This window comes from Pseudomonas paraeruginosa (assembly GCF_003025345.2).
GTDB classification, from domain to species: Bacteria; Pseudomonadota; Gammaproteobacteria; order Pseudomonadales; family Pseudomonadaceae; genus Pseudomonas; species Pseudomonas paraeruginosa.
The window spans coordinates 657,897-680,574 of the sequence record NZ_CP020560.1 but is presented as its reverse complement, the minus strand read 5'-3'; the positions used below and the strand labels follow the sequence as shown (position 1 = coordinate 680,574).

16 protein-coding genes, 5 tRNA genes, 3 rRNA genes and 2 pseudogenes are annotated in these 22,678 nt (G+C 61.4%); 8 read left to right on the top strand and 18 right to left on the bottom strand.

Annotated features, from left to right (window positions below; all coding sequences use genetic code 11):
* Nucleotides 1-67 precede the first annotated feature (67 nt).
* The 12 genes from B7D75_RS03340 to tyrS form a co-directional block, all read right to left on the bottom strand.
* Nucleotides 68-143, bottom strand: a tRNA-Thr gene (locus B7D75_RS03340).
* Between the two features lie 19 nt (nt 144-162).
* A tRNA-Gly gene (locus B7D75_RS03335) sits at nt 163-236 on the bottom strand.
* A gap of 26 nt (nt 237-262) precedes the next feature.
* Nucleotides 263-347: transfer RNA gene (locus B7D75_RS03330), tRNA-Tyr, on the bottom strand.
* A 147-nt stretch (nt 348-494) separates the two neighbouring features.
* Nucleotides 495-1,199 (bottom strand): SPOR domain-containing protein, encoded by a 705-nt coding sequence (locus B7D75_RS03325; RefSeq protein WP_003157424.1) that lies wholly within the window; start codon nt 1,197-1,199, stop codon nt 495-497.
* A gap of 7 nt (nt 1,200-1,206) precedes the next feature.
* Nucleotides 1,207-1,956 (bottom strand): pantothenate kinase, encoded by a 750-nt coding sequence (locus B7D75_RS03320; RefSeq protein WP_043104537.1) that lies wholly within the window; start codon nt 1,954-1,956, stop codon nt 1,207-1,209.
* The gene (gene birA, locus B7D75_RS03315; RefSeq protein WP_003157426.1) at nt 1,946-2,890 is read right to left on the bottom strand and encodes a bifunctional biotin--[acetyl-CoA-carboxylase] ligase/biotin operon repressor BirA; all 945 of its coding nucleotides are present in this window, start codon (nt 2,888-2,890) and stop codon (nt 1,946-1,948) included. Before birA ends, B7D75_RS03320 begins: the two co-directional genes overlap by 11 nt.
* Nucleotides 2,891-3,051: 161 nt before the next feature.
* Nucleotides 3,052-3,167: ribosomal RNA gene (gene rrf / locus B7D75_RS03310) — 5S ribosomal RNA — on the bottom strand.
* Between the two features lie 143 nt (nt 3,168-3,310).
* A 23S ribosomal RNA gene (locus B7D75_RS03305) occupies nt 3,311-6,200 on the bottom strand.
* A gap of 225 nt (nt 6,201-6,425) precedes the next feature.
* Nucleotides 6,426-6,501, bottom strand: a tRNA-Ala gene (locus tag B7D75_RS03300).
* Between the two features lie 28 nt (nt 6,502-6,529).
* A tRNA-Ile gene (locus B7D75_RS03295) sits at nt 6,530-6,606 on the bottom strand.
* Nucleotides 6,607-6,670: 64 nt separating this feature from the next.
* Nucleotides 6,671-8,206, bottom strand: a 16S ribosomal RNA gene (locus B7D75_RS03290).
* Together the 16S, 23S and 5S rRNA genes with 2 tRNA genes alongside form the textbook arrangement of a ribosomal RNA operon.
* 525 nt (nt 8,207-8,731) lie before the next feature.
* Nucleotides 8,732-9,931 (bottom strand): tyrosine--tRNA ligase, encoded by a 1,200-nt coding sequence (gene tyrS, locus B7D75_RS03285; protein WP_107113737.1) that lies wholly within the window; start codon nt 9,929-9,931, stop codon nt 8,732-8,734.
* 188 nt (nt 9,932-10,119) lie between these two features.
* Between tyrS and B7D75_RS03280 the strand changes: the two genes are divergently transcribed.
* Nucleotides 10,120-11,526: a peptidoglycan DD-metalloendopeptidase family protein gene (locus B7D75_RS03280; RefSeq protein ID WP_058174659.1), complete on the top strand. Its 1,407-nt coding sequence runs from the start codon at nt 10,120-10,122 to the stop codon at nt 11,524-11,526.
* A gap of 2 nt (nt 11,527-11,528) precedes the next feature.
* Nucleotides 11,529-12,619, top strand: a pseudogene (locus B7D75_RS03275) (anhydro-N-acetylmuramic acid kinase).
* A gap of 49 nt (nt 12,620-12,668) precedes the next feature.
* On the opposite strand, the gene erpA reads toward B7D75_RS03275, so the two are convergent.
* The 4 genes from erpA to argC all read right to left on the bottom strand — a co-directional run bounded on the left by erpA (nt 12,669) and on the right by argC (nt 15,273).
* Complete coding sequence (gene erpA, locus B7D75_RS03270) at nt 12,669-13,019, bottom strand: iron-sulfur cluster insertion protein ErpA (protein WP_003085254.1); 351 nt, start codon at nt 13,017-13,019, stop codon at nt 12,669-12,671.
* Between the two features lie 77 nt (nt 13,020-13,096).
* On the bottom strand, nt 13,097-13,519 hold the full coding sequence (locus tag B7D75_RS03265) for a bactofilin family protein (protein WP_074197375.1): 423 nt from the start codon (nt 13,517-13,519) through the stop codon (nt 13,097-13,099).
* Nucleotides 13,520-14,239, bottom strand: a complete 720-nt coding sequence (locus B7D75_RS03260) for a DUF6776 family protein (RefSeq protein ID WP_034079715.1) — start codon at nt 14,237-14,239, stop codon at nt 13,520-13,522.
* Nucleotides 14,239-15,273 (bottom strand): N-acetyl-gamma-glutamyl-phosphate reductase, encoded by a 1,035-nt coding sequence (argC, locus tag B7D75_RS03255; protein WP_053813324.1) that lies wholly within the window; start codon nt 15,271-15,273, stop codon nt 14,239-14,241. Before argC ends, B7D75_RS03260 begins: the two co-directional genes overlap by 1 nt.
* A gap of 289 nt (nt 15,274-15,562) precedes the next feature.
* Between argC and hemJ the strand changes: the two genes are divergently transcribed.
* The 4 genes from hemJ to B7D75_RS03235 all read left to right on the top strand — a co-directional run bounded on the left by hemJ (nt 15,563) and on the right by B7D75_RS03235 (nt 19,019).
* On the top strand, nt 15,563-15,985 hold the full coding sequence (gene hemJ, locus B7D75_RS03250) for a protoporphyrinogen oxidase HemJ (RefSeq protein ID WP_074197374.1): 423 nt from the start codon (nt 15,563-15,565) through the stop codon (nt 15,983-15,985).
* Between the two features lie 15 nt (nt 15,986-16,000).
* On the top strand, nt 16,001-16,969 hold the full coding sequence (locus tag B7D75_RS03245) for an NAD(P)H-dependent flavin oxidoreductase (protein ID WP_107113736.1): 969 nt from the start codon (nt 16,001-16,003) through the stop codon (nt 16,967-16,969).
* Nucleotides 16,970-17,090: 121 nt separating this feature from the next.
* Nucleotides 17,091-18,158, top strand: coding sequence for a DUF805 domain-containing protein (locus B7D75_RS03240; protein WP_034079712.1), 1,068 nt, complete (start codon nt 17,091-17,093; stop codon nt 18,156-18,158).
* Between the two features lie 60 nt (nt 18,159-18,218).
* The gene (locus B7D75_RS03235; RefSeq protein ID WP_053813322.1) at nt 18,219-19,019 is read left to right on the top strand and encodes an SDR family NAD(P)-dependent oxidoreductase; all 801 of its coding nucleotides are present in this window, start codon (nt 18,219-18,221) and stop codon (nt 19,017-19,019) included.
* An 11-nt stretch (nt 19,020-19,030) separates the two neighbouring features.
* Here the strand turns inward: B7D75_RS03235 and B7D75_RS03230 are convergent, their stop codons facing one another.
* A complete protein-coding gene (locus B7D75_RS03230) occupies nt 19,031-20,512 on the bottom strand; it encodes an AAA family ATPase (protein ID WP_107113735.1) in 1,482 nt (493 codons plus the stop codon).
* 75 nt (nt 20,513-20,587) lie between these two features.
* Between B7D75_RS03230 and B7D75_RS03225 the strand changes: the two genes are divergently transcribed.
* Together B7D75_RS03225 and coq7 are read left to right on the top strand one after the other, a co-directional pair.
* Nucleotides 20,588-20,926, top strand: a complete 339-nt coding sequence (locus B7D75_RS03225; protein WP_034079710.1) for a histidine triad nucleotide-binding protein — start codon at nt 20,588-20,590, stop codon at nt 20,924-20,926.
* Nucleotides 20,927-21,029: 103 nt separating this feature from the next.
* On the top strand, nt 21,030-21,677 hold the full coding sequence (gene coq7, locus B7D75_RS03220; protein WP_012074213.1) for a 2-polyprenyl-3-methyl-6-methoxy-1,4-benzoquinone monooxygenase: 648 nt from the start codon (nt 21,030-21,032) through the stop codon (nt 21,675-21,677).
* 64 nt (nt 21,678-21,741) lie between these two features.
* Here coq7 and speD read toward each other — a convergent pair.
* A pseudogene (gene speD, locus B7D75_RS03215) lies at nt 21,742-22,535 on the bottom strand (adenosylmethionine decarboxylase).
* Nucleotides 22,536-22,678: the final 143 nt, after the last annotated feature.

Genomic DNA, 22,678 nt, shown 5'->3' with positions numbered 1-22,678 from the left:
AGGAATTGAGCGGATCACGCTACCATTAGAACAAGGGCAGATATTTTCATATCTGCCCTTGGATAAATGGAGCTCATGAGCGGATTTGAACCGCTGACCTCACCCTTACCAAGGGTGTGCTCTACCAACTGAGCTACATGAGCAAAACACAAGCGACTTGACTGGAGCGGGTAGCGGGAATCGAACCCGCATCATCAGCTTGGAAGGCTGAGGTTCTACCACTGAACTATACCCGCGGAGCCCGAAGCTCACGCTTTTAAACTGGTGGAGGGAGAAGGATTCGAACCTTCGAAGTCTATGACGTCAGATTTACAGTCTGATCCCTTTGGCCACTCGGGAATCCCTCCAAACTGGTGGGCGGCATTCTCTACGTCTGCCACCTTGCTGTCAAGAGTTTTCTCTTAAAAAACCTGAACTTAGGTTTCAACAGCAACTTCGTAGTCGGAGTCTTTCAGCCTTCCCCCTGCGAAGCGGGCGCCATTCTATGCAATGCATCAGGGGGATGCAACACCTTTGCACGACATTATTTGATGTTGCAGCCCCTTGAAGTCCCGGGCCAGCTCCTGGAGCAACTGCTCGTCCACCAGGCGTCGGCTGGCGGGCGCCACCCGCACCCAGAAATCGCGCTGCCCGCGCGGCAACTCCTTCAGCTCCGCCTCGTAGCCGGCTGTCTTGAGCCGCGCCTGCGCGCTTTCGGCCGAGTCCCGGGCGGAAAACATTCCCAGGGAAACGCCGTTCGCCAGCGCGCCCTCACCGATCAGATAGCTGTCGATATTGCGCGCCTGGAGTTCTTTCAACTGCCGCAGAGCCGCCTCCCGCGAAGCCAGGGGAGGAAGATAGACCCAATAGTCGACGCTCATTTCACCGCGGGCCTCGACCTCAGCCTCGATATCCAACCCCAACAGGCGCTGCTGGAGTCGCCGAGCGTCCGCCTCCGCCCCGCCGCCTCCCAGATACAGGCAGGCTGACTCGGAGCCAGCCGGTGTTTCAGCTTGCGCGGGAGGCATCGTCGGCACCTGCGTCCGTTCCGTGTGCGCCTTGCCGGCAAGGTCGCTTTCGGCCAGGAGCAGAATGTTCTTCTGCCCGTCCTTATAGAGCCCCAGCGGGGCGATTTCCTTGGCCCGAAGCGGAGACTGCTGTTGATGCCATACGTAATAGAAAACGTTCAGGGCCAGGAGAAACAGGAAAAACCAGCGCATAGATCCCTCATTCTATCGGACAGGCAAGAGCCAGCCCCACGAACACCAGGTCGGGGATGATCCGGGCCCGAGCCAACTCGTCGCGAACCAACTCGGCATCGCCTCCCGTCAGGAAGATTTCACAGTCCGCGCCTAGCAACTCGCAGGCCATGGCGTATTGCTCGCGAACGAACCCCCTGAGCATGAGCAGACAGCCACGCTCCACCGCCTCGGCAGTTGCCTGCCCGGGATGGAGACTACCCATCGCCCGGCGGGCCTCGGTATCGTCGTAGCGAATCCGCCGCGTATGGGTACGTAGCTGGCTTCTCATCAGCGACATGCCCGGGCATATATAGCCGCCCAGGTGGGTGCCATTCGCCGCGACCAGGTCGGACGTCACCGCCGTGCCCAGGTCGATGACCAGGCAGGCCTTCTGCGCCAGGTGATGGCCGGCGACCAGGGCGAGCCAGCGATCCAGTCCCAAGCGCTGGTAGTCGAGATAACCATTGCGCACACCGGCCAGTTGCCGTCCCGGCGCGGCAACGAGGACGGAAACCGGAAACAGCCGCTCCAGCCGAGCGATCAGCTGGGAGGTTTCCTGCTCGCTGCGCACGCTCACCAGGCGACAGGCACGAACCGGCAGGTCCCGGCGCAGGGAAAGCTGTTCGACGAGGGCTTCGTCGGAGTCCGCCAACCCACCCGCGACCGAGCGTCCGCCGCCCCCATCGATGACCCGCCACTTGATCAGCGAGTTTCCACAGTCGAGCTCAAGAATCATTGCGCAACCTCAAACTTAGCTCTCCCCCACTGAAGCTCTGCTCCACTCCTCCCACCTCGAGGCGCAACGCACCTCGAGCGTCGACGCCCAACACCCGACCCTCGATGGACGTCGAGGAAGTCGACAGGCTGACGAGGGCACCTTGCCAGAGATTGCGCGCCTCCCATTCCTCGCGACTCGCCGCGAAGCCCTCACGCGAATGCCTGTCCAGGTACCACGCCAGTTGCTGATTGAGCACGGAAAGCAGGTGCGAACGATCCACCAACCCACCCAGCGCCTCGCGCAAGGATGTCCATGGCTGGTCGATATCGGTGGCAACCTTCATATTGACGTTGATGCCGATGCCGATGACGACCTGGCACAGGTCCGCCGGATCCCCACTGAGTTCCAGCAGTATTCCGGCGATTTTCCGACCATCCTGCAGGAGGTCGTTCGGCCACTTCAAACCTGCCTTGGAGACCTGCAGCAGATCCAGCACCTTGAGCACCGCCAGGCCGACGACCAGGCTCAGCCCTTCGAGCTCCCGGGCCCCACCCCTGACGGTAACGGCCAGAGAATAATAGAGGTTCTCTCCATAGGGACTGATCCAGACGCGGCCACGCCGCCCTCGGCCGGCCGTCTGCTGCTCGGCGACGAGGACGAAAGGCGTCGAAGCACCTGCCGCCAGCCTGCGCATGGCCTCGCTGTTGGTCGAGTCGATGGCGGAAAGAATCTCGACGGGCCAGAACCCCTCGATTCGTTGCGGATCCAGGAGGCTGATGGGGCTTGCCAGGCGGTAGCCCCGTCCACGCACCTTGTGGAACTGCAGGCCATGTTCGGCCTCCAGATGCTGCAGGCGTTTCCAGACCGCGCTACGGCTGATGCCCAGCACGGCCCCCAGCTCCTCTCCGGAGTGAAATCGCCCGTCTTGAAGTATTTTCAGCAAGGTCTGCATAGACGCCCCACACTAGCCAGGCACGCATCATATAGAGGCACTTGCGCTTTGCCTACGAAAAGCCCTGTCATAACGCGGCCATTTGGACGGATTCTGGCAGACTTTTCCGCGCGCCAAAGCAAAACCCCCGGCCATTGCTGGCCAGGGGTTTTGGGATAGGAGCTTGACGATGACCTACTCTCACATGGGGAGACCCCACACTACCATCGGCGATGCGTCGTTTCACTTCTGAGTTCGGGAAGGGATCAGGTGGTTCCAACGCTCTATGATCGTCAAGCAATTCGGTTGGATATCCGTTTGCTTGTGCTTACGTCTATCCGGATTCAGGTATGTGATTTCAAGGTGTTTGCGGTTCATGCGAACTTTCGGTTCGTCGACTTCACCTTACAACACACAATCGTCAGATTGTTTGGGTGTTATATGGTCAAGCCTCACGGGCAATTAGTACTGGTTAGCTCAACGCCTCACAACGCTTACACACCCAGCCTATCAACGTCGTAGTCTTCGACGGCCCTTCAGGGGAATCAAGTTCCCAGTGAGATCTCATCTTGAGGCAAGTTTCCCGCTTAGATGCTTTCAGCGGTTATCTTTTCCGAACATAGCTACCCGGCAATGCCACTGGCGTGACAACCGGAACACCAGAGGTTCGTCCACTCCGGTCCTCTCGTACTAGGAGCAGCCCCTCTCAAATCTCAAACGTCCACGGCAGATAGGGACCGAACTGTCTCACGACGTTCTAAACCCAGCTCGCGTACCACTTTAAATGGCGAACAGCCATACCCTTGGGACCGGCTTCAGCCCCAGGATGTGATGAGCCGACATCGAGGTGCCAAACACCGCCGTCGATATGAACTCTTGGGCGGTATCAGCCTGTTATCCCCGGAGTACCTTTTATCCGTTGAGCGATGGCCCTTCCATACAGAACCACCGGATCACTAAGACCTACTTTCGTACCTGCTCGACGTGTCTGTCTCGCAGTCAAGCGCGCTTTTGCCTTTATACTCTGCGACCGATTTCCGACCGGTCTGAGCGCACCTTCGTACTCCTCCGTTACTCTTTAGGAGGAGACCGCCCCAGTCAAACTGCCCACCATACACTGTCCTCGATCCGGATCACGGACCAGAGTTAGAACCTCAAGCATGCCAGGGTGGTATTTCAAGGATGGCTCCACGCGAACTGGCGTCCACGCTTCAAAGCCTCCCACCTATCCTACACAAGCAGGCTCAAAGTCCAGTGCAAAGCTACAGTAAAGGTTCACGGGGTCTTTCCGTCTAGCCGCGGATACACTGCATCTTCACAGCGATTTCAATTTCACTGAGTCTCGGGTGGAGACAGCGCCGCCATCGTTACGCCATTCGTGCAGGTCGGAACTTACCCGACAAGGAATTTCGCTACCTTAGGACCGTTATAGTTACGGCCGCCGTTTACCGGGGCTTCGATCAAGAGCTTCGCTTGCGCTAACCCCATCAATTAACCTTCCGGCACCGGGCAGGCGTCACACCCTATACGTCCACTTTCGTGTTTGCAGAGTGCTGTGTTTTTAATAAACAGTCGCAGCGGCCTGGTATCTTCGACCAGCCAGAGCTTACGGAGTAAATCCTTCACCCTAGCCGGCGCACCTTCTCCCGAAGTTACGGTGCCATTTTGCCTAGTTCCTTCACCCGAGTTCTCTCAAGCGCCTTGGTATTCTCTACCCGACCACCTGTGTCGGTTTGGGGTACGGTTCCTGGTTACCTGAAGCTTAGAAGCTTTTCTTGGAAGCATGGCATCAACCACTTCGTCATCTAAAAGACGACTCGTCATCAGCTCTCGGCCTTGAAACCCCGGATTTACCTAAGATTTCAGCCTACCACCTTAAACTTGGACAACCAACGCCAAGCTGGCCTAGCCTTCTCCGTCCCTCCATCGCAGTAACCAGAAGTACAGGAATATTAACCTGTTTCCCATCGACTACGCTTTTCAGCCTCGCCTTAGGAACCGACTAACCCTGCGTCGATTAACGTTGCGCAGGAACCCTTGGTCTTTCGGCGTGGGTGTTTTTCACACCCATTGTCGTTACTCATGTCAGCATTCGCACTTCTGATACCTCCAGCAAGCTTCTCAACTCACCTTCACAGGCTTACAGAACGCTCCTCTACCGCGTCACTTACGTGACACCCGCAGCTTCGGTGTGTGGTTTGAGCCCCGTTACATCTTCCGCGCAGGCCGACTCGACTAGTGAGCTATTACGCTTTCTTTAAAGGATGGCTGCTTCTAAGCCAACCTCCTAGCTGTCTAAGCCTTCCCACATCGTTTACCACTTAACCACAACTTTGGGACCTTAGCTGGCGGTCTGGGTTGTTTCCCTTTTCACGACGGACGTTAGCACCCGCCGTGTGTCTCCCATGCTCGGCACTTCTGGGTATTCGGAGTTTGCATCGGTTTGGTAAGTCGGGATGACCCCCTAGCCGAAACAGTGCTCTACCCCCCAGAGTGATACATGAGGCGCTACCTAAATAGCTTTCGAGGAGAACCAGCTATCTCCGAGCTTGATTAGCCTTTCACTCCGATCCACAAGTCATCCCCTACCTTTTCAACGGGAGTGGGTTCGGTCCTCCAGTCAGTGTTACCTAACCTTCAACCTGCTCATGGATAGATCGCCCGGTTTCGGGTCTATACCCAGCGACTAAACGCCCTATTAAGACTCGCTTTCGCTACGCCTACCCTATTCGGTTAAGCTCGCCACTGAATATAAGTCGCTGACCCATTATACAAAAGGTACGCAGTCACCTAACAAGTAGGCTCCCACTGCTTGTACGCATACGGTTTCAGGTTCTATTTCACTCCCCTCTCCGGGGTTCTTTTCGCCTTTCCCTCACGGTACTGGTTCACTATCGGTCAGTCAGTAGTATTTAGCCTTGGAGGATGGTCCCCCATGTTCAGACAAAGTTTCTCGTGCTCCGTCCTACTCGATTTCACTTCAAAGATCCTTTCGCGTACAGGGCTATCACCCACTATGGCCGCACTTTCCAGAGCGTTCCGCTAAAATCAATGAAGCTTAAGGGCTAGTCCCCGTTCGCTCGCCACTACTAAGGGAATCTCGGTTGATTTCTTTTCCTCAGGGTACTTAGATGTTTCAGTTCCCCTGGTTCGCCTCTTGCACCTATGGATTCAGTACAAGATACCTAGGTTATCCTAGGTGGGTTCCCCCATTCAGAGATCTCCGGATCAAAGTCTGTTTGCCGACTCCCCGAAGCTTATCGCAGGCTACCACGTCTTTCATCGCCTCTGACTGCCAAGGCATCCACCGTATGCGCTTCTTCACTTGACCATATAACCCCAAGCAATCTGGTTATACTGTGAAGACGACATTCGCCGAAAATTCGCGCTTGAACTCGCAAATTTTACCTTGACTTGAATGATCACCAGTGAAAGAGATCATTCAGTCTTACTTCTATCACATACCCGAATTTTTAAAGAACAGTTCTGGTGCAAAGACCAGAAATCAATGTTCATCCACGAACATTCATTTCTGAGCTTTCGACGATTGTTTAGATGGTGGAGCCAAGGAGGATCGAACTCCTGACCTCCTGCGTGCAAAGCAGGCGCTCTCCCAGCTGAGCTATGGCCCCGTATCGGATCACGCAGCACACCAACAATTGGTGGGTCTGGGCAGATTCGAACTGCCGACCTCACCCTTATCAGGGGTGCGCTCTAACCAACTGAGCTACAGACCCAATCGTCTAACCAGTGAATCAAGCAATTCGTGTGGGAGCTTATGAAGAAGCTGGGATCTTCGATTAAGGAGGTGATCCAGCCGCAGGTTCCCCTACGGCTACCTTGTTACGACTTCACCCCAGTCATGAATCACTCCGTGGTAACCGTCCCCCTTGCGGTTAGACTAGCTACTTCTGGAGCAACCCACTCCCATGGTGTGACGGGCGGTGTGTACAAGGCCCGGGAACGTATTCACCGTGACATTCTGATTCACGATTACTAGCGATTCCGACTTCACGCAGTCGAGTTGCAGACTGCGATCCGGACTACGATCGGTTTTATGGGATTAGCTCCACCTCGCGGCTTGGCAACCCTTTGTACCGACCATTGTAGCACGTGTGTAGCCCTGGCCGTAAGGGCCATGATGACTTGACGTCATCCCCACCTTCCTCCGGTTTGTCACCGGCAGTCTCCTTAGAGTGCCCACCCGAGGTGCTGGTAACTAAGGACAAGGGTTGCGCTCGTTACGGGACTTAACCCAACATCTCACGACACGAGCTGACGACAGCCATGCAGCACCTGTGTCTGAGTTCCCGAAGGCACCAATCCATCTCTGGAAAGTTCTCAGCATGTCAAGGCCAGGTAAGGTTCTTCGCGTTGCTTCGAATTAAACCACATGCTCCACCGCTTGTGCGGGCCCCCGTCAATTCATTTGAGTTTTAACCTTGCGGCCGTACTCCCCAGGCGGTCGACTTATCGCGTTAGCTGCGCCACTAAGATCTCAAGGATCCCAACGGCTAGTCGACATCGTTTACGGCGTGGACTACCAGGGTATCTAATCCTGTTTGCTCCCCACGCTTTCGCACCTCAGTGTCAGTATCAGTCCAGGTGGTCGCCTTCGCCACTGGTGTTCCTTCCTATATCTACGCATTTCACCGCTACACAGGAAATTCCACCACCCTCTACCGTACTCTAGCTCAGTAGTTTTGGATGCAGTTCCCAGGTTGAGCCCGGGGATTTCACATCCAACTTGCTGAACCACCTACGCGCGCTTTACGCCCAGTAATTCCGATTAACGCTTGCACCCTTCGTATTACCGCGGCTGCTGGCACGAAGTTAGCCGGTGCTTATTCTGTTGGTAACGTCAAAACAGCAAGGTATTAACTTACTGCCCTTCCTCCCAACTTAAAGTGCTTTACAATCCGAAGACCTTCTTCACACACGCGGCATGGCTGGATCAGGCTTTCGCCCATTGTCCAATATTCCCCACTGCTGCCTCCCGTAGGAGTCTGGACCGTGTCTCAGTTCCAGTGTGACTGATCATCCTCTCAGACCAGTTACGGATCGTCGCCTTGGTAGGCCTTTACCCCACCAACTAGCTAATCCGACCTAGGCTCATCTGATAGCGTGAGGTCCGAAGATCCCCCACTTTCTCCCTCAGGACGTATGCGGTATTAGCGCCCGTTTCCGGACGTTATCCCCCACTACCAGGCAGATTCCTAGGCATTACTCACCCGTCCGCCGCTGAATCCAGGAGCAAGCTCCCTTCATCCGCTCGACTTGCATGTGTTAGGCCTGCCGCCAGCGTTCAATCTGAGCCATGATCAAACTCTTCAGTTCAATACTGCTTGGGTTTTGAGAAAACCCTAAACTTGGCTCAGCAATCGCAATTAACTCTTGTGAATTCACAGAGTTACTTGTGTTGCTGATAATCTTGCGATCACCAGTCTTACATCACAAGCACCCACACGAATTGCTTGATTCGACTTGTTAAAGAGCAGTTGGTCAAGGCTTTCGTCTCAACCGAGGCCGCGCATTCTACAGCAACCTCTCGTTCCGTCAAGCGTTATTTTCGAAAATTTTCTTTTCTACTCAACCGCTTGCGCCGACCTTCAAACCATCTTCCGATCAGCGGGAGGCGCATTCTACAGCGTTCAAACTCGCTGTCAAGCACCTCGGCGAAGCTTCGTTCCGAATCCCTTCCGGGACCGAACCGCTGCGTCGGACAACCTGCCGGAGCGCTTCACCACCCCTGGGAGAGAATCCGTAAATCCTTGATTTTCAAGCATTTACTCTTCGTCGTCGCCGGGAGTGGTGCGCATTATAGGGAGATAAAAACTGCCGTCAACACTTATTTCGAAAGAATTACTCGACCGTCAGGGTGATACGCGCGAATGCCTTCTTGCCGGCCTGGAACACACGCGTCTCCCCAAGGGCCAACACGAAGGAGCGATCGACCACCTCGCCATCCACCCTGACACCACCTGCCCCCAGCAGATCGCGCGCCGCGGCGGCATTCTTCACCAGCCCCGCCTTGTTAAGGACGGATGCCACAGGCATATCCTCGGCGGCCGACAGCTCGATCTCCGGCAGATCCTCCGGCAGCTCGCCATCTTTCAAACGGTTACCCGCCGACTTGTGAGCACTCGCCGCAGCCTCTTCGCCATGGAAGCGAGCGACGATCTCTTCGGCCAGCTTGATCTTGATGTCGCGCGGATTTGCGCCCGCCTCGACATCCTTGCGAAAGCCTTCGATCTCATCCATGGAACGGAAGCTGAGCAGCTCGAAGTAGCGCCACATCAAGGTATCCGGGATAGAGACCAGCTTGCTGTACATGACGCCCGGCGCTTCCTGGATACCGATGTAGTTGCCCAGGGACTTGGACATCTTCTTCACGCCGTCCAGCCCTTCCAGCAACGGCATGGTCAGGATCACCTGGGCCTCCTGGCCATAGGCACGCTGCAACTCACGCCCCATGAGCAGGTTGAACTTCTGATCGGTACCACCCAGTTCGACGTCCGCCTTCAGCGCGACCGAGTCGTAACCCTGGACGAGCGGATAGAGGAACTCGTGAATCGCGATGGGCTGGTTGCTGGCATAGCGTTTGCTGAAGTCATCACGCTCCAACATCCGCGCAACGGTGTACTGGGAGGCGAGACGAATGAAATCAGCCGGCGTCAGCTGGTCCATCCACGTGGAATTGAAGGCCACCTCGGTCCTGGACGGGTCCAGGATCTTGAAGACCTGGGACTTGTACGTCTCCGCATTCTCCAGAACCTGGTCGCGCGTCAAGGGAGGACGGGTAACACTTTTCCCGCTCGGGTCACCGATCATCCCAGTGAAGTCGCCAATCAGGAAGATCACCTGATGCCCCAGATCTTGGAACTGCCGCAGCTTATTAATAAGCACGGTATGACCCAGATGCAGATCGGGAGCGGTCGGGTCGAAGCCGGCCTTGATCCGCAAGGGCTGGCCACGCTTCAGCTTGGCCACCAGTTCCGCCTCTACCAGGATCTCGTCTGCACCGCGCTGGATCAGTGCCAGCTGCTCTTCAACCGACTTCATTTACAGGTTCTGCCCAATTGCCAAAATCGAAAGGGAACCAACCATACAAGATCGCAGACTAAAAACAAATTTTGCCGACCGCCAGGGGGACGGGGCCAGGCCAGACGCGACTTTTGGCTTGATTCAAGGAGATTTTGGTTATATTTTAGGCAGTTATTTATTCACAATCCAAAAACACCAATCACGCCATGACGCAATCCGATCAGAAAGCGCCGCCGTATTACCCGAAAAGCCACTTGTTGGCCGCCAGCGGTGTTGCAGCGCTCCTCAGTTTGGCACTACTGGTGTTCCCCTCGAGCGAAGTCGAGGCCAAGAGGACCACGCTCAATCTGGAGCTTGAAAGCAACACCGACCGCATCCTTCAGGAGAAAGACGATCTCCTGCCGCAATCGGTCACCAATTCCAGCGACGAAGGCACTCCTTTCGCCCAGGCGGAAGGCGCCGAGCAAAACTCGGACACGCCGGTCTCCGCCGCAAAGCCCGTCGTCCCCGAGTGGAAGACCGTCACCGTCGCCAGTGGCGACACCCTGTCGACCGTATTCGCCAAGGCCGGCCTGTCGACCAGCGCCATGCACGATATGCTCGCCAGCAGCAAGGACGCCAAGCGCTTCACCCATCTCAAGGTCGGCCAGGAGGTCAAGCTCAAGCTCGACCCCAACGGCGAGCTGCAAGCCCTGCGGGTCAAGCAGAGCGAGCTGGAGACCATCGGCCTGGACAAGACCGCCAAGGGTTATGCCTTCAAGCGCGAGAAAGCCCAGATCGACCTGCACACCGCCTACGCCCACGGCCGCATCACCAGCTCGCTGTTCGTAGCCGGGCGCAACGCCGGTCTCCCCTACAACCTGGTCACCTCGCTGTCGAACATCTTCGGCTACGACATCGACTTCGCCCTCGACCTGCGCGAAGGCGACGAGTTCGATGTGATCTACGAACAGCACAAGGTCAATGGCAAGCAGGTGGCCACCGGCAACATCCTCGCCGCCCGCTTCGTCAACCGCGGCAAGACCTACACGGCGGTGCGCTATACCAACAAGCAGGGCAACACCAGCTACTACCGTGCCGACGGCTCGAGCATGCGCAAGGCGTTCATCCGCACCCCGGTGGATTTCGCTCGCATCAGCTCGCGTTTCTCCCTCGGCCGCCGGCATCCGATCCTGAACAAGATCCGCGCGCACAAGGGCGTCGATTACGCCGCGCCCATCGGTACGCCGATCAAGGCGACCGGCGACGGCAAGATCCTCCAGGCCGGACGCAAGGGCGGATACGGCAACGCCGTGGTCATCCAGCATGGCCAGCGCTATCGCACCATCTATGGGCACATGAGCCGCTTCGCCAAGGGCATCCGTTCCGGCACCAGCGTGAAACAGGGGCAGATCATCGGCTACGTAGGCATGACCGGTCTGGCGACCGGCCCGCACCTGCACTACGAGTTCCAGATCAACGGTCGCCACGTCGATCCGCTGAGCGCGAAGCTGCCCATGGCCGACCCGCTCGGCGGCGCCGATCGCAAGCGCTTCATGGCGCAGACCCAGCCAATGATCGCGCGCATGGACCAGGAAAAGAAAACCCTCCTGGCCCTGAACAAGCAGCGTTGATCATGCCTCGCTACCTGGGGCTGATGTCCGGCACCAGCATGGACGGGATGGACATCGTCCTGATCGAGCAAGGTGATCGCACCACCTTGCTCGCTTCCCACTACCTGCCCATGCCCGCCGACCTGCGCGAGGACATCCTCGCGCTCTGCGCACCGGGTCCTGACGAGATCGCCCGGGCCGCCGATGTCGAGCGGCGCTGGGTCAGCCTGGCGGCACATGGTGTCGGCGAACTGCTGCGACAGCAGCGACTGGCTCCTGGCGAGGTCCGCGCCATCGGCAGCCACGGGCAGACCATTCGCCATGAACCCGCCCGGCACTTCACCGTGCAGATCGGCAATCCCGCCCTGCTGGCGGAACTGACCGGCATCGATGTCATCGCCGACTTCCGCCGCCGCGACGTCGCCGCCGGCGGCCAGGGCGCGCCGCTGGTGCCAGCCTTCCACCAGGCGCTGTTCGGGGAATCAGGCAAGGCCAGGGCGATCCTGAACATCGGCGGCTTCAGTAACGTTTCGCTGCTCGCTCCCGGAAAACCGGTGCGCGGTTTCGACTGCGGACCGGGCAATGTCCTCATGGACGCCTGGATCCACTTCCGGCGCGGCGAGCATTTCGACCGCGACGGTGCCTGGGCCGCCAGCGGGCGGGTGAACGACGATCTGCTGGCAACCCTGCTGGCGGACGAGTTCTTCGCCACCCGGGGGCCCAAGAGCACCGGGCGGGAACGTTTCAATCTGGCCTGGCTGCAGGAACGTCTGGCCGACCATCCCATCCTTCCCGCCGAGGACGTCCAGGCGACCTTGCTGGAACTAAGCGCCCGCAGCATCAGCGAGTCGCTGCTGGACGCCCAGCCGGAGTGCGAGGAAGTGCTGGTATGCGGCGGTGGCGCCTTCAATGCGGCGCTGATGGCACGTCTCGCCGCGCTGATGCCCGCGGCACGGATCGCCAGTACCGACGCATACGGCATTCCCCCGCCTGGATGGAGGGCATGGCATTCGCCTGGCTCGCCCATCGCTTCCTCGAGCGCCTGCCCGGCAATTGCCCGGACGTCACAGGCGCTGCGGGGCCGAGGGTCCTCGGCGCGCTCTATCCCGCCTGAAAAGAAAACGCCGCGCGGTTGCGCGGCGTTCTTCAGGCCTCCGGCCGGATCAGATCGAGAACGACTGCCCGCAACCGCAGGTCGTCGCGGCGTTCGGGTTCTTGATCACGAACCGCGAGCCCTCCAGACCTTCCTGGTAGTCCACTTCGGAACCGGCCAGATACTGGAAGCTCATCGGATCCACCACCAGGCCGACGCCATCGCGCTCGATCACCGTATCGTCGTCGGCGATGTCTTCATCGAAGGTGAAACCGTACTGGAAGCCCGAACAACCGCCGCCGGTGACGAATACCCGCAGCTTCAGGCGAGGGTTACCCTCTTCGTCAATCAACGTCTTCACCTTGTTGGCTGCGCCTGGGGTAAAGAGCAGGGGCGTAGGGGTGAAGGTTTCGATGCTCATGTTTCCGAATCTCCCGGCTTGAGGCCGTGCGTTACAACATTACGCCCATTATCCTCTTGTCCCAGAAAAATGGTCAACTAATCCACAGTTTCCACGCTGGCCGGCAGCTCCAGCGGGCGCGGGCTGGCCTCGGTCATCGGACACAGGCGACCATCGATCTGGGCGCCCATGGCAGTCTCGATCAAGCCATAGTGCAGATTGCCCTTCACCCTCGCCTGAGCCCCCAGTTCCAGCCGCTCGATGGCATGGATGTCGCCATCCACCTGGCCATCGATGATCACGTGGGGCGCGCGGATCTCACCGTCCACCCGGCCTCCAACGCTGACCCGTACCAGCCCTTCGTGGGCCTGCAGGGCGCCGCGCACGGCACCGTCGATCTGTACCGCCCCCTTCAGGTTCATGTCGCCAACCAGTTCGGCACCGCTGGCGATCAGGCTGGTCTGGCCGGTGAAACGCTGGACGTCAGCCCGGCCCTTGTTCTTGCTCCACATAATGGTCACTCACTGCTTCGGCCAATCGAAACGGCGCTGTAGCGGTTTGGACTGGCCATTCAGCTCTGCGCGTACGTCGATCAGCGTCGGGATGAAGTTCTTCGGCAACTCCAGTTCGGCGAAACGTCCCGCTTCGGGAATCGACTGGAAATGCCGGAGGGAAATCGACAGCCCTGTCTTGCCCAGTTCCGGCGAGAGCTGTTCGAGGTCGTAACTGGCGTCCTTGCGCGCCAGCTTGCCGCTGATGCGGACTTTCAGCCGCCCGTCGAGCTTGCGCTCGTCCTTGCCCAGGCGGCTGAGCATCACCTTATAGCGGAAGCGCAGCGGATTGTCCGTGCCTTGTACCTCAAAGGCGCGGATTTCCAGCGCATCGGTCTTGCTCGCCGGTGCGACCACGCCCTTGTAGAAGGCGATGTCCTGCTGCTGCTTGAACACCTGCTCCTCGAGCAGCTTGATCGTCTGCCGGCTCTGCTCGATGGCCTGCTGCCCCAGGCGCTCGCCACTGCGAAGCACCTCGACCTCGGTACGCAGGCGCTCCAGTTCGGTTTTCTGCTCGCCGATCAGGGCCTCCTGGCGTTGTGCCTCAGCCTCGCTGCGGGCGTTGTCCGCGCCCGTCGACCAGCGGCCGCCGAAAAATGCCAACGGAACCGACAGCAGCAGCGCACCGATGCCGAGACGGGCCAGCCAGGCCCGTCTCGGATCACGAAAGCGGAGTTCCCAGCCGGACATCAGGGGAGCAGGGCCGCATGCGAAAGACCCAGGCGCTCATCCAGCCCGAACAGGATATTCATGTTCTGCAGCGCCTGCCCGGAGGCGCCCTTCACCAGGTTGTCGATTACCGACAGCACCACCACCAGGTCGCCGCCCTGCGGACGATGCACGGCGATCCGGCAGACGTTGGCACCGCGCACGCTGCGGGTCTCGGGATGGCTCCCGGCCGGCATCACGTCGACGAAAGGCTCGTTGGCATAGCGTTTCTCGAACAGCGCCTGAAGGTCGACCGAACGATCCGCGACATGCGCATAGAGCGTCGCATGAATGCCGCGAATCATCGGCGTCAGGTGCGGCACGAAGGTCAGGCCGACCTCGCCGCCCGAGGCCCGGCGCAGCCCCTGGCTGATCTCCGGCAGGTGGCGATGGCCCTTGACCGCATAGGCCATCATGCTTTCGCCTGCCTCGCAGAACAGCGAGCCGACCTTGGCGCCACGGCCCGCGCCGCTCACGCCGGACTTGCAGTCGGCGATCAGGCGCGAGGCGTCGGCCAGACCGGCCTCCAGCAGCGGGATGAGGCCCAGCTGGGTGGCCGTGGGGTAACAGCCCGGCACGGCGATCAGGCGCGCCTGGCGGATCTTCTCGCGGTTCACTTCCGGAAGACCGTAAACGGCTTCCTCGAGGAGCGCCGGGGCGCCGTGCGGCTGGCCATACCAGCGCGCCCACTCCTCGGCGTCCGCCAGGCGGAAGTCGGCGGAAAGGTCGATGACCCGGGTCCCGGCATCCAGCAACTCGCCGGCCAGCGCGTGCGCCACCCCGTGCGGCGTGGCGAAGAACACCACGTCGCAGGCGCCCAGGCGCTGCGTGTCCGGCACGCTGAACTGCAGGTCGTCGTAGTGACCCCGCAGGTTCGGGTACATGTCGGCGACCTTCACCCCCGCCTCGGAGCGCGAGGTGATCACCTCCACCCGAGCCTGGGGATGCTGCGCCAGCAGGCGCAGCAGTTCCACGCCCGTGTAACCCGTACCGCCAACGATGCCGACCTTGATCATCTGTCCATCACTCCGCGCGCTGAGGCAAGCTAGCCAAAAGAGGTCAATGATAAGAGCCGAGCGCCGGCATGAACAGCGCTGGGCATCCGGCTTTGCGACCGGTTCGGCCCTTCGGGGCGGGAGTCTATCCCAGCGCAGGAGGACAGAAATCGCCGCAGGGGCCTATCCGAATACTCCTACCTGCTATGCGGCCATATCAGCCGCCATATCAGACAGCGACAAGCCACCAGGGTGACGCTTCCCACCCATCCCTCTACTATCGGGGCACCGTGATCAAGAGGATGTCCTGATGTACCTGTGGCTCAAAGCCTTCCATATCATCGCCGTGGTCTGCTGGTTCGCCGGCCTGTTCTACCTGCCACGCCTGTTCGTCTACCACGCCATGAGCGAGGACCAGACCAGCCGGGAGCGTTTCTGTGTCATGGAGCGCAAGCTGTACCGGGGAATCATGATGCCGTCCATGCTCGCGACCCTGGTCCTCGGCTTATGGATGCTCTACCTAACCCCCGGCTGGCTGAGCCAGGGCTGGCTGCACGCCAAGCTGACCCTGGTGCTGCTGCTGGTCGGCTACCACCACGCCTGCGGCGCCATGCTCAAGCGTTTCGCCCGCGGCGAGCCGGGCCGCAGCCATGTGTTCTACCGCTGGTTCAACGAAGTCCCTGTACTGTTCCTGCTGCTGATCGTCCTACTGGTGGTGCTCAAACCTTTCTGACCCTGGAGTCCTGACATGTCCTTGCCCGCCCTGCTCGACCAACGCCTGCGACTGCCGATGGTGGCCGCGCCGATGTTCCTGGTTTCCAACCCGCAACTGGTGCTGGCCTGCTGCCGCAACGGCATCGTCGGCAGCTTTCCGGCGCTCAACCAGCGCGAGAGCAGCGACTTCAAGGGCTGGCTGGAAGAGATCGAGGCCGGCCTGGCGGAGCTGGACAACCCGGCGCCCTACGCGGTGAACCTGATCGTGCACAACACCAACCCGCGACTGCAGGCCGACCTGCGGATCTGCGTCGAGCAGCGGGTGCCGATCGTCATCACCAGCCTCGGCGCGGTGCGCGAAGTGGTGGACGCGGTGCACAGCTACGGCGGCCTGGTATTCCACGACGTGACCACCCGCCGCCACGCCGAGAAGGCCGCCGAGGCCGGGGTCGACGGGCTGATCGCGGTAGCCGCCGGGGCCGGCGGCCACGCCGGGACCTGGAGTCCGTTCGCGCTGGTCGCGGAGATCCGCCAGTTCTTCGACAAGACCCTCCTGCTGGCCGGCTGCCTCAACCATGGCCATGAGATCCTCGCCGCGCAGATGCTCGGCGCCGACCTGGCGTACCTCGGCACACGCTTCATCGCCACCCGCGACAGCAATGCCTCCGACGCCTACAAGCAGATGATCCTCGAGGCGCGAGCCGCCGATATCGTGCACACCCCGGCCGTCTCCGGGGTCCCGGCGAGCTTCATGCGGCAAAGCCTCGAGGCTGCCGGCTACGACCTGAAACGCCTGACCGACAAGGCGGACATGAACTACGGCGAGAAGCTCAAGCCGGTGAACGATGAAGCCAAGGCCTGGAAGACCGTATGGTCCGCCGGCCAGGGCGCCGGCAACATCGACGACCTACCCGCCGTCGACCAACTGATCGCCCGCCTCGATCACGAATACCGCGACGCCCTGCAGAAGGCGAATCGCCTGGCGACCCGCTGGCCGCGCTGAAACCGCCCCGCCAGGCGGCCCGGCTTGTGCGGGATTTCTCATCTCGCGCTTGTGAGCGCCAGGGCCGCCGATTTAGGCTGTCGGCTGCATTTCTCTCACCCCAGCTGACAAGGATGCCTGCATGACCGACCAACGCTTCAAGATCGTCTTCTCCGGCGAGCTGATGCCCGACGCACAGCTCGAGGCCGTGAAGGACAATCTCGCCCGCCTGTTCAAGAGCGAACCGGGCAAGATCGACGCCCTGTTCGGCGGTCGCCCGGTGGTGCTGAAACGCGAGCTTCCGGAAGCCGAGGCCGATCGCTACCTGGCCGCCCTGCACCAGGCCGGCGCCAACGCCCACAAGGAGGTCGACCTGGCCGCCAGCCTGAGCCTGGTGGAAACGCCCGAGCACAACCCCCCGGCCGCGGACGAGCCCCCGGCGCAGGACCTGCCGCCGATGACCTGTCCCAAGTGCGGCCATGAACAGCCCAGCGCGCCGGAGTGCGCGGCCTGCGGCATCATCATCGAGAAGTACCTGGCACGCCAGGCGCAACTCGGCGAAAACACCGCGCCTGCGGCGGCGACCGCCGCGGCCGCCTCGCCCTATACCCCGCCCAGCGCCCAGGTCGGCGACGCCCTTCCCGCGTACGGCGAGCTGAACGTCTTCACCACCAACGGGCGGATCGGCCGCCTGCGCTATCTCGGCTGGTCGATGGCGATGACCCTGTGCTTCATGCTCATCATGGGCCTGGGCTTCCTGCTCGGCGAAACCGTCGGCGTGGCCGTCACCGTGCTGGCCTCGATCGCCTTCATCGTCATCGCGGTGATGATCGGCGTGCAGCGCCTGCACGACCTCGGCTGGTCGGGCTGGCTCTGGCTGCTCAACTTCGTACCCTTCGTCGGCAGCGTGTTCGGCATCCTGATGCTGGTCCTGCCCGGCAGCAACGGCGCCAACCGCTACGGCCCGCCGCCGCCGGCCAACAGCACCGGAGTGAAAGTCCTGGCCAGCCTGATCGTCCTGTTGCCGATAGTCGCTATCATCGCCGCCATCGCCCTGCCCTCCTACGAGGGTTACCTGGAGCGCGCGAACTATGACGGCGGCGCCAGCGAACCGTACACGATGGAGGAACAGGCTTCCGCCGCGGCGGCAGAGGCCAGTGAAGCCGCCACCGCAGCGGCGGAGACCCTGGAAGAAGACCAGCAACAGTAACCACGCAACCCCTCGCGACGGGCGGGGTCCAATCCCCCGTCCGTTTCGGAGAAGTCTCGAATGCCCCGTTATGCCCTGATCACCGGCGCGTCCAGCGGTATCGGCCTGGCCCTCGCCGAAGCCCTGGCCCGGCGCGGCCGCGCCCTGATCCTGGTGGCGCGCCAGCGCGACGCGCTGGAGAGCATCGCCTACGAACTGGCACAGCGTTTCGGGGTGGAGGTGCTGTTCCGTACCTGCGACCTTGCCGAACCGCTGCAGTTGTCCGGGCTGTTGCACGAACTGGAGCAGGGCGAACGGCAGATCGACCTGCTGGTGAACAACGCCGGGATCGGCAGCGCCGGTCCGTTCGTCGACCAGGAGTGGGCGCGCGAGCAGGAGCTGATCGAGCTCAACATTCTCGCCCTGGCCCGCCTCTGCCACGCCCTCGGCACCCGCATGGCGGCACAGGGCGGTGGGCAGATCCTCAATGTCGCCTCGGTGGCGGCCTTCCAGCCCGGCGCCTGGATGAGCAACTACTACGCGAGCAAGGCCTATGTCCTGCATTTCTCCGAAGGCCTGCGGGAAGAGTTGAGAGCCCGCGCTGTGAAAGTCTCGGTCCTGTGCCCCGGGCCGACCCGGACCGCGTTCTTCCGGGAAGCCGGGATGCGCCTCGGCAAGCTCGAGCAGGGCAAGCTGATGATGTCCCCCGAGGAAGTCGCCCTGCTGGCCCTGCGCGGGCTGGACAGGAACCGCGCGCTGATCGTTCCCGGCTGGCGCAATCGCCTGCTCACCCTGAGCCCGCGCCTGGCGCCGCGCTGGCTGGTGCGCAGGATCGCCGCGCGGCTCAACGCTTCGACGCTGCCCTCCGCGCCACGGGGCTGAGCGGCACCCGCTCAGTCCGCCGGTACCGCCCGCCCGTTGGCCCAGGCCCGCAGCGTGGCGAGCCTTTCCGCCATCAGCACCGACAGCGGCGAGGTCCGCGCCAGTTCCTTCAGCAGCAAATCCTGATCCACCGCCTGCTGCCGCGCCTGCCCGGCATACAGCGCCGCCACCACCGCCTGCTCGATCTCCGCGCCACTGAATCCCTGGCTGGCGGCCGCCAGCGCGGCGAGGTCGAACTGCGCCGGCTCCAGTTCGCGGCGCTGCAGATGGATGCGAAATATCTCGGCCCGAATCTCCGGTGCCGGCAGGTCGACGAAGAACAGCTCGTCGAAGCGCCCCTTGCGCACCAGTTCCGGCGGCAGGCGGTCGATGGCGTTCGCCGTGGCGACCAGGAACACCGGCGCCTCGCGCTCGGCCATCCAGGTCAGCAGGGTGCCCAGCACGCGCTGGCTGACACCGTTGTCCTGGTCGCCGCCGGAAAGCCCTTTCTCCACCTCGTCCATCCACAGCACACAGGGCGCCATCTGCTCCGCCAGCCGCAGCGCCTCGCGCAGGTTGCGTTCGGTTTCGCCGAAGTACTTGTTGTAGAGGCAGGCGAAATCCAGGCGCAGCAGCGGCAGGCCCCAGAGGCCGGCCACCGCCTTGGCCGCCAGGCTCTTGCCGGCGCCCTGCACGCCCACCAGCATGATGCCCTTGGGCTGGTCGCCGGGCTTGCCGGCGAGAAATGCCGACTGCCGCTCGCCGAGCCAGCGCTTGAGCGCCGTCAGCCCGCCGACCTCGGCGAAGCGCGCGGTGTCGTATTCGAAGCTCAGCACGCCTTCCAGGTCGAGCAGTTGGAACTTGGTGCGGTTCAGTTCGGGCAGGTCTTCCTGGGTGATCGCCCCGTCGTTGCAGATCACGTTGCGCGCCAGCAGGCGCGCCTCGGCGTGGCTGAGCCCGCGCAGGTTCTTCACCACCTGCTGCAGGGTGCGGTTGTCGGTGCGTACCCGCGCGCCGCGATTGCGCTCGCTCCAGCGTGAAGCCTCCTCGCGGACGATGCCGAGCAACTCGTCCTCGCTGGGCAGGGACAGCGAGAAGCGTGCGGCGAAGCGTTGCACCTCGGCCGGCAGCTTCAGCGCATGGGACACCAGCACCACCGTCGGCCGATGGTTGCCCTCGGCCATGGCGATCTCCTTGAGCAGGCGCACCAGGATCGGGCTGTCGCCGAGGAACGGATGCAGGTCGCAGAGCACGTAGAGATTCGCCTGCCGGTCATGCCTGATCAGCCGCAACGCCGCCACCGGGTCGCTGCTGTCCTCGTCACCCAGCGGCTCGCCGCCGAAGCCCAGGCGCTGCACGCCCTCGGTCACCGACCAGGTGTACAGCCCGAGACCGCGCTTGATCGCCAGACCGGTGAGGGTCTCCATGACCTTCGGTTCGTCCCAGGACTCGATGAGGATCAGCTTGACCCGGGAATCCAGCACCAGGCCCAGGTCGTGTATATCGTTCTTCACCGCGTCTCCTCACGCTTGGGTGGTCGCGACGGGCGCCGCTACACTCGGGGAATACCGAAATCGGAGGGAACGCCCATGGACTGTCTGTTCTGCAAGATCGTGGCGGGGGAAGTTCCCGCGCGCAAGTTCTATGAAGACGAGGAAGTTGTCGCGTTTCACGATATCGGCCCGCAGGCGCCGGTGCACTTCCTGGTCATCCCGAAAAGGCACATTCCCACCCTCGAGCACCTGACCGAGGCCGACCGGCCGCTGGCAGGCCATATCCTCTTCACCGCCCAGCGCCTGGCCCGGGAGCAGGGCTGCGCGGAAGGCTTCCGGGTGGTGATGAACTGCAACGAGCTGGGCGGACAGACGGTCCACCACATTCACATGCACGTGCTGGGTCAGCGGCAGATGCACTGGCCGCCGGGTTGAAACGCCGGGTGGTGCGACTGCGACATCACTGCCCGTCCGCGGCACACTGCTGTCAGCTCACTTCCGGTAAACTGGTGCGATCTTTCGTTTCCGGAGGTGCGCCATGTCCGCCGACCGCCACTATTCGCCCATCGACCGTTTCCTGCTGCAGGCCGACTCCGCCCTGCGCACCCTGCTGCCGTTCAGCGGCCAGCCGGCGCGACCGTCGCCGGCCATCGTGGAACCCGACGGCGAGCTGAGCGAGGAAGACACCCGCCACATCGCCGGCCTGATGCGCATCAACCATACCGGCGAGGTCTGCGCCCAGGCGCTGTACCAGGGCCAGTCGCTGACGGCCAGGCTGCCGGAGGTCCGCGAGGCGATGGAAGAAGCCGCCGAGGAGGAGATCGACCACCTGGCCTGGTGCGAGCAACGCATCCGCCAACTGGGCAGCCGTCCCAGCGTGCTCAACCCGATCTTCTATGGCCTGTCGTTCGGCGTCGGCGCCGCCGCCGGCCTGGTCAGCGACCGCGTTAGCCTGGGCTTCGTCGCCGCCACCGAGGACCAGGTATGCAAGCACCTGGACGAACACCTGGCGCAGATTCCCCAGGAAGATCGGAAATCCCGCGCCATCCTCGAGCAGATGCGTGTCGACGAAGAACAGCATTCGAGCAACGCCCTGGCCGCCGGCGGCCTGCGCTTCCCGGCGCCGGTGAAACTGGGCATGAGCCTGCTGGCCAAGGTGATGACCAAGAGCACCTACCGCATCTGAATCGCCCCCATGAAAAAGCCCGCTCGAAGCGGGCTTTTTCTTATCTTGCGGGCCCTGCGGGCGATCAGTGCGGCATGTTGCGCGCGTAGAAGATCTCCAGCATCTCGTGCCTGAGCCGCTCGGTGACCTGCTCGCGCTGCTCCGCCGAGAGGTTGCGGGTGGCGTCGCCGAACAGGTAGTTCTCCAGTTCGAAGTCCTTGAGCAGCATCTTGGTGTGGAACAGGTTCTCCTGGTACACGTTCACGTCGGTCATCTGGTAGGCCTCGCGCGTGTCGTCGGAGAGATAGTTCTGGATCGAGTTGATCTCGTGGTCGATGAAGTGCTTGCGCCCTCGATGTCGCGGGTGAAGCCGCGGACCCGGTAGTCGACCGTGACGATGTCCGAATCGAACTGGTGGATCAGGTAGTTGAGGGCCTTCAGCGGGGAGATCACCCCACAGGTGGATACGTCGATGTCCACGCGGAAGGTCGCGATGCCGTCCACCGGATGGATTTCCGGGTAGGTATGCACGGTGATGTGGCTTTTATCCAGGTGCGCCAGGATGGTGTCCGGCAGCGGGCCCGGGGACTCTTCGATCTGGCTGTCGGTCGGGGTGACCGGCTGCTCGGAGATCAGGATGGTCACGCTGGCGCCCTGGGGGTCGTAGTCCTGACGTGCGATGTTCAGGATATTGGCGCCGATGATGTCGACAACATCGGTAAGAATCTGCGTCAGACGCTCCGCGTCGTACTCTTCGTCGATGTACTGCACGTAGGCCTGGAGGTCTTCGGGCGTCTCGGCGTAGCAGATGTCGTAGATGTTGAAGCTCAAGGTCTTCGTCAGGTTGTTGAACCCGTGGAGCTTGAGTTTGCTTTTCACCGTGGGGAACTCTCTCGGTTGCGTGCGGCTCTGCCGCAGGGTTGGGGCATGCCCGTCAGATGCGAACGACGCACCTGCGTAGGACGGTTAACACCTCTTCGCGATGGCGATTGTGGTTTGTTGAGTTGCACGGGCGCCGGCTG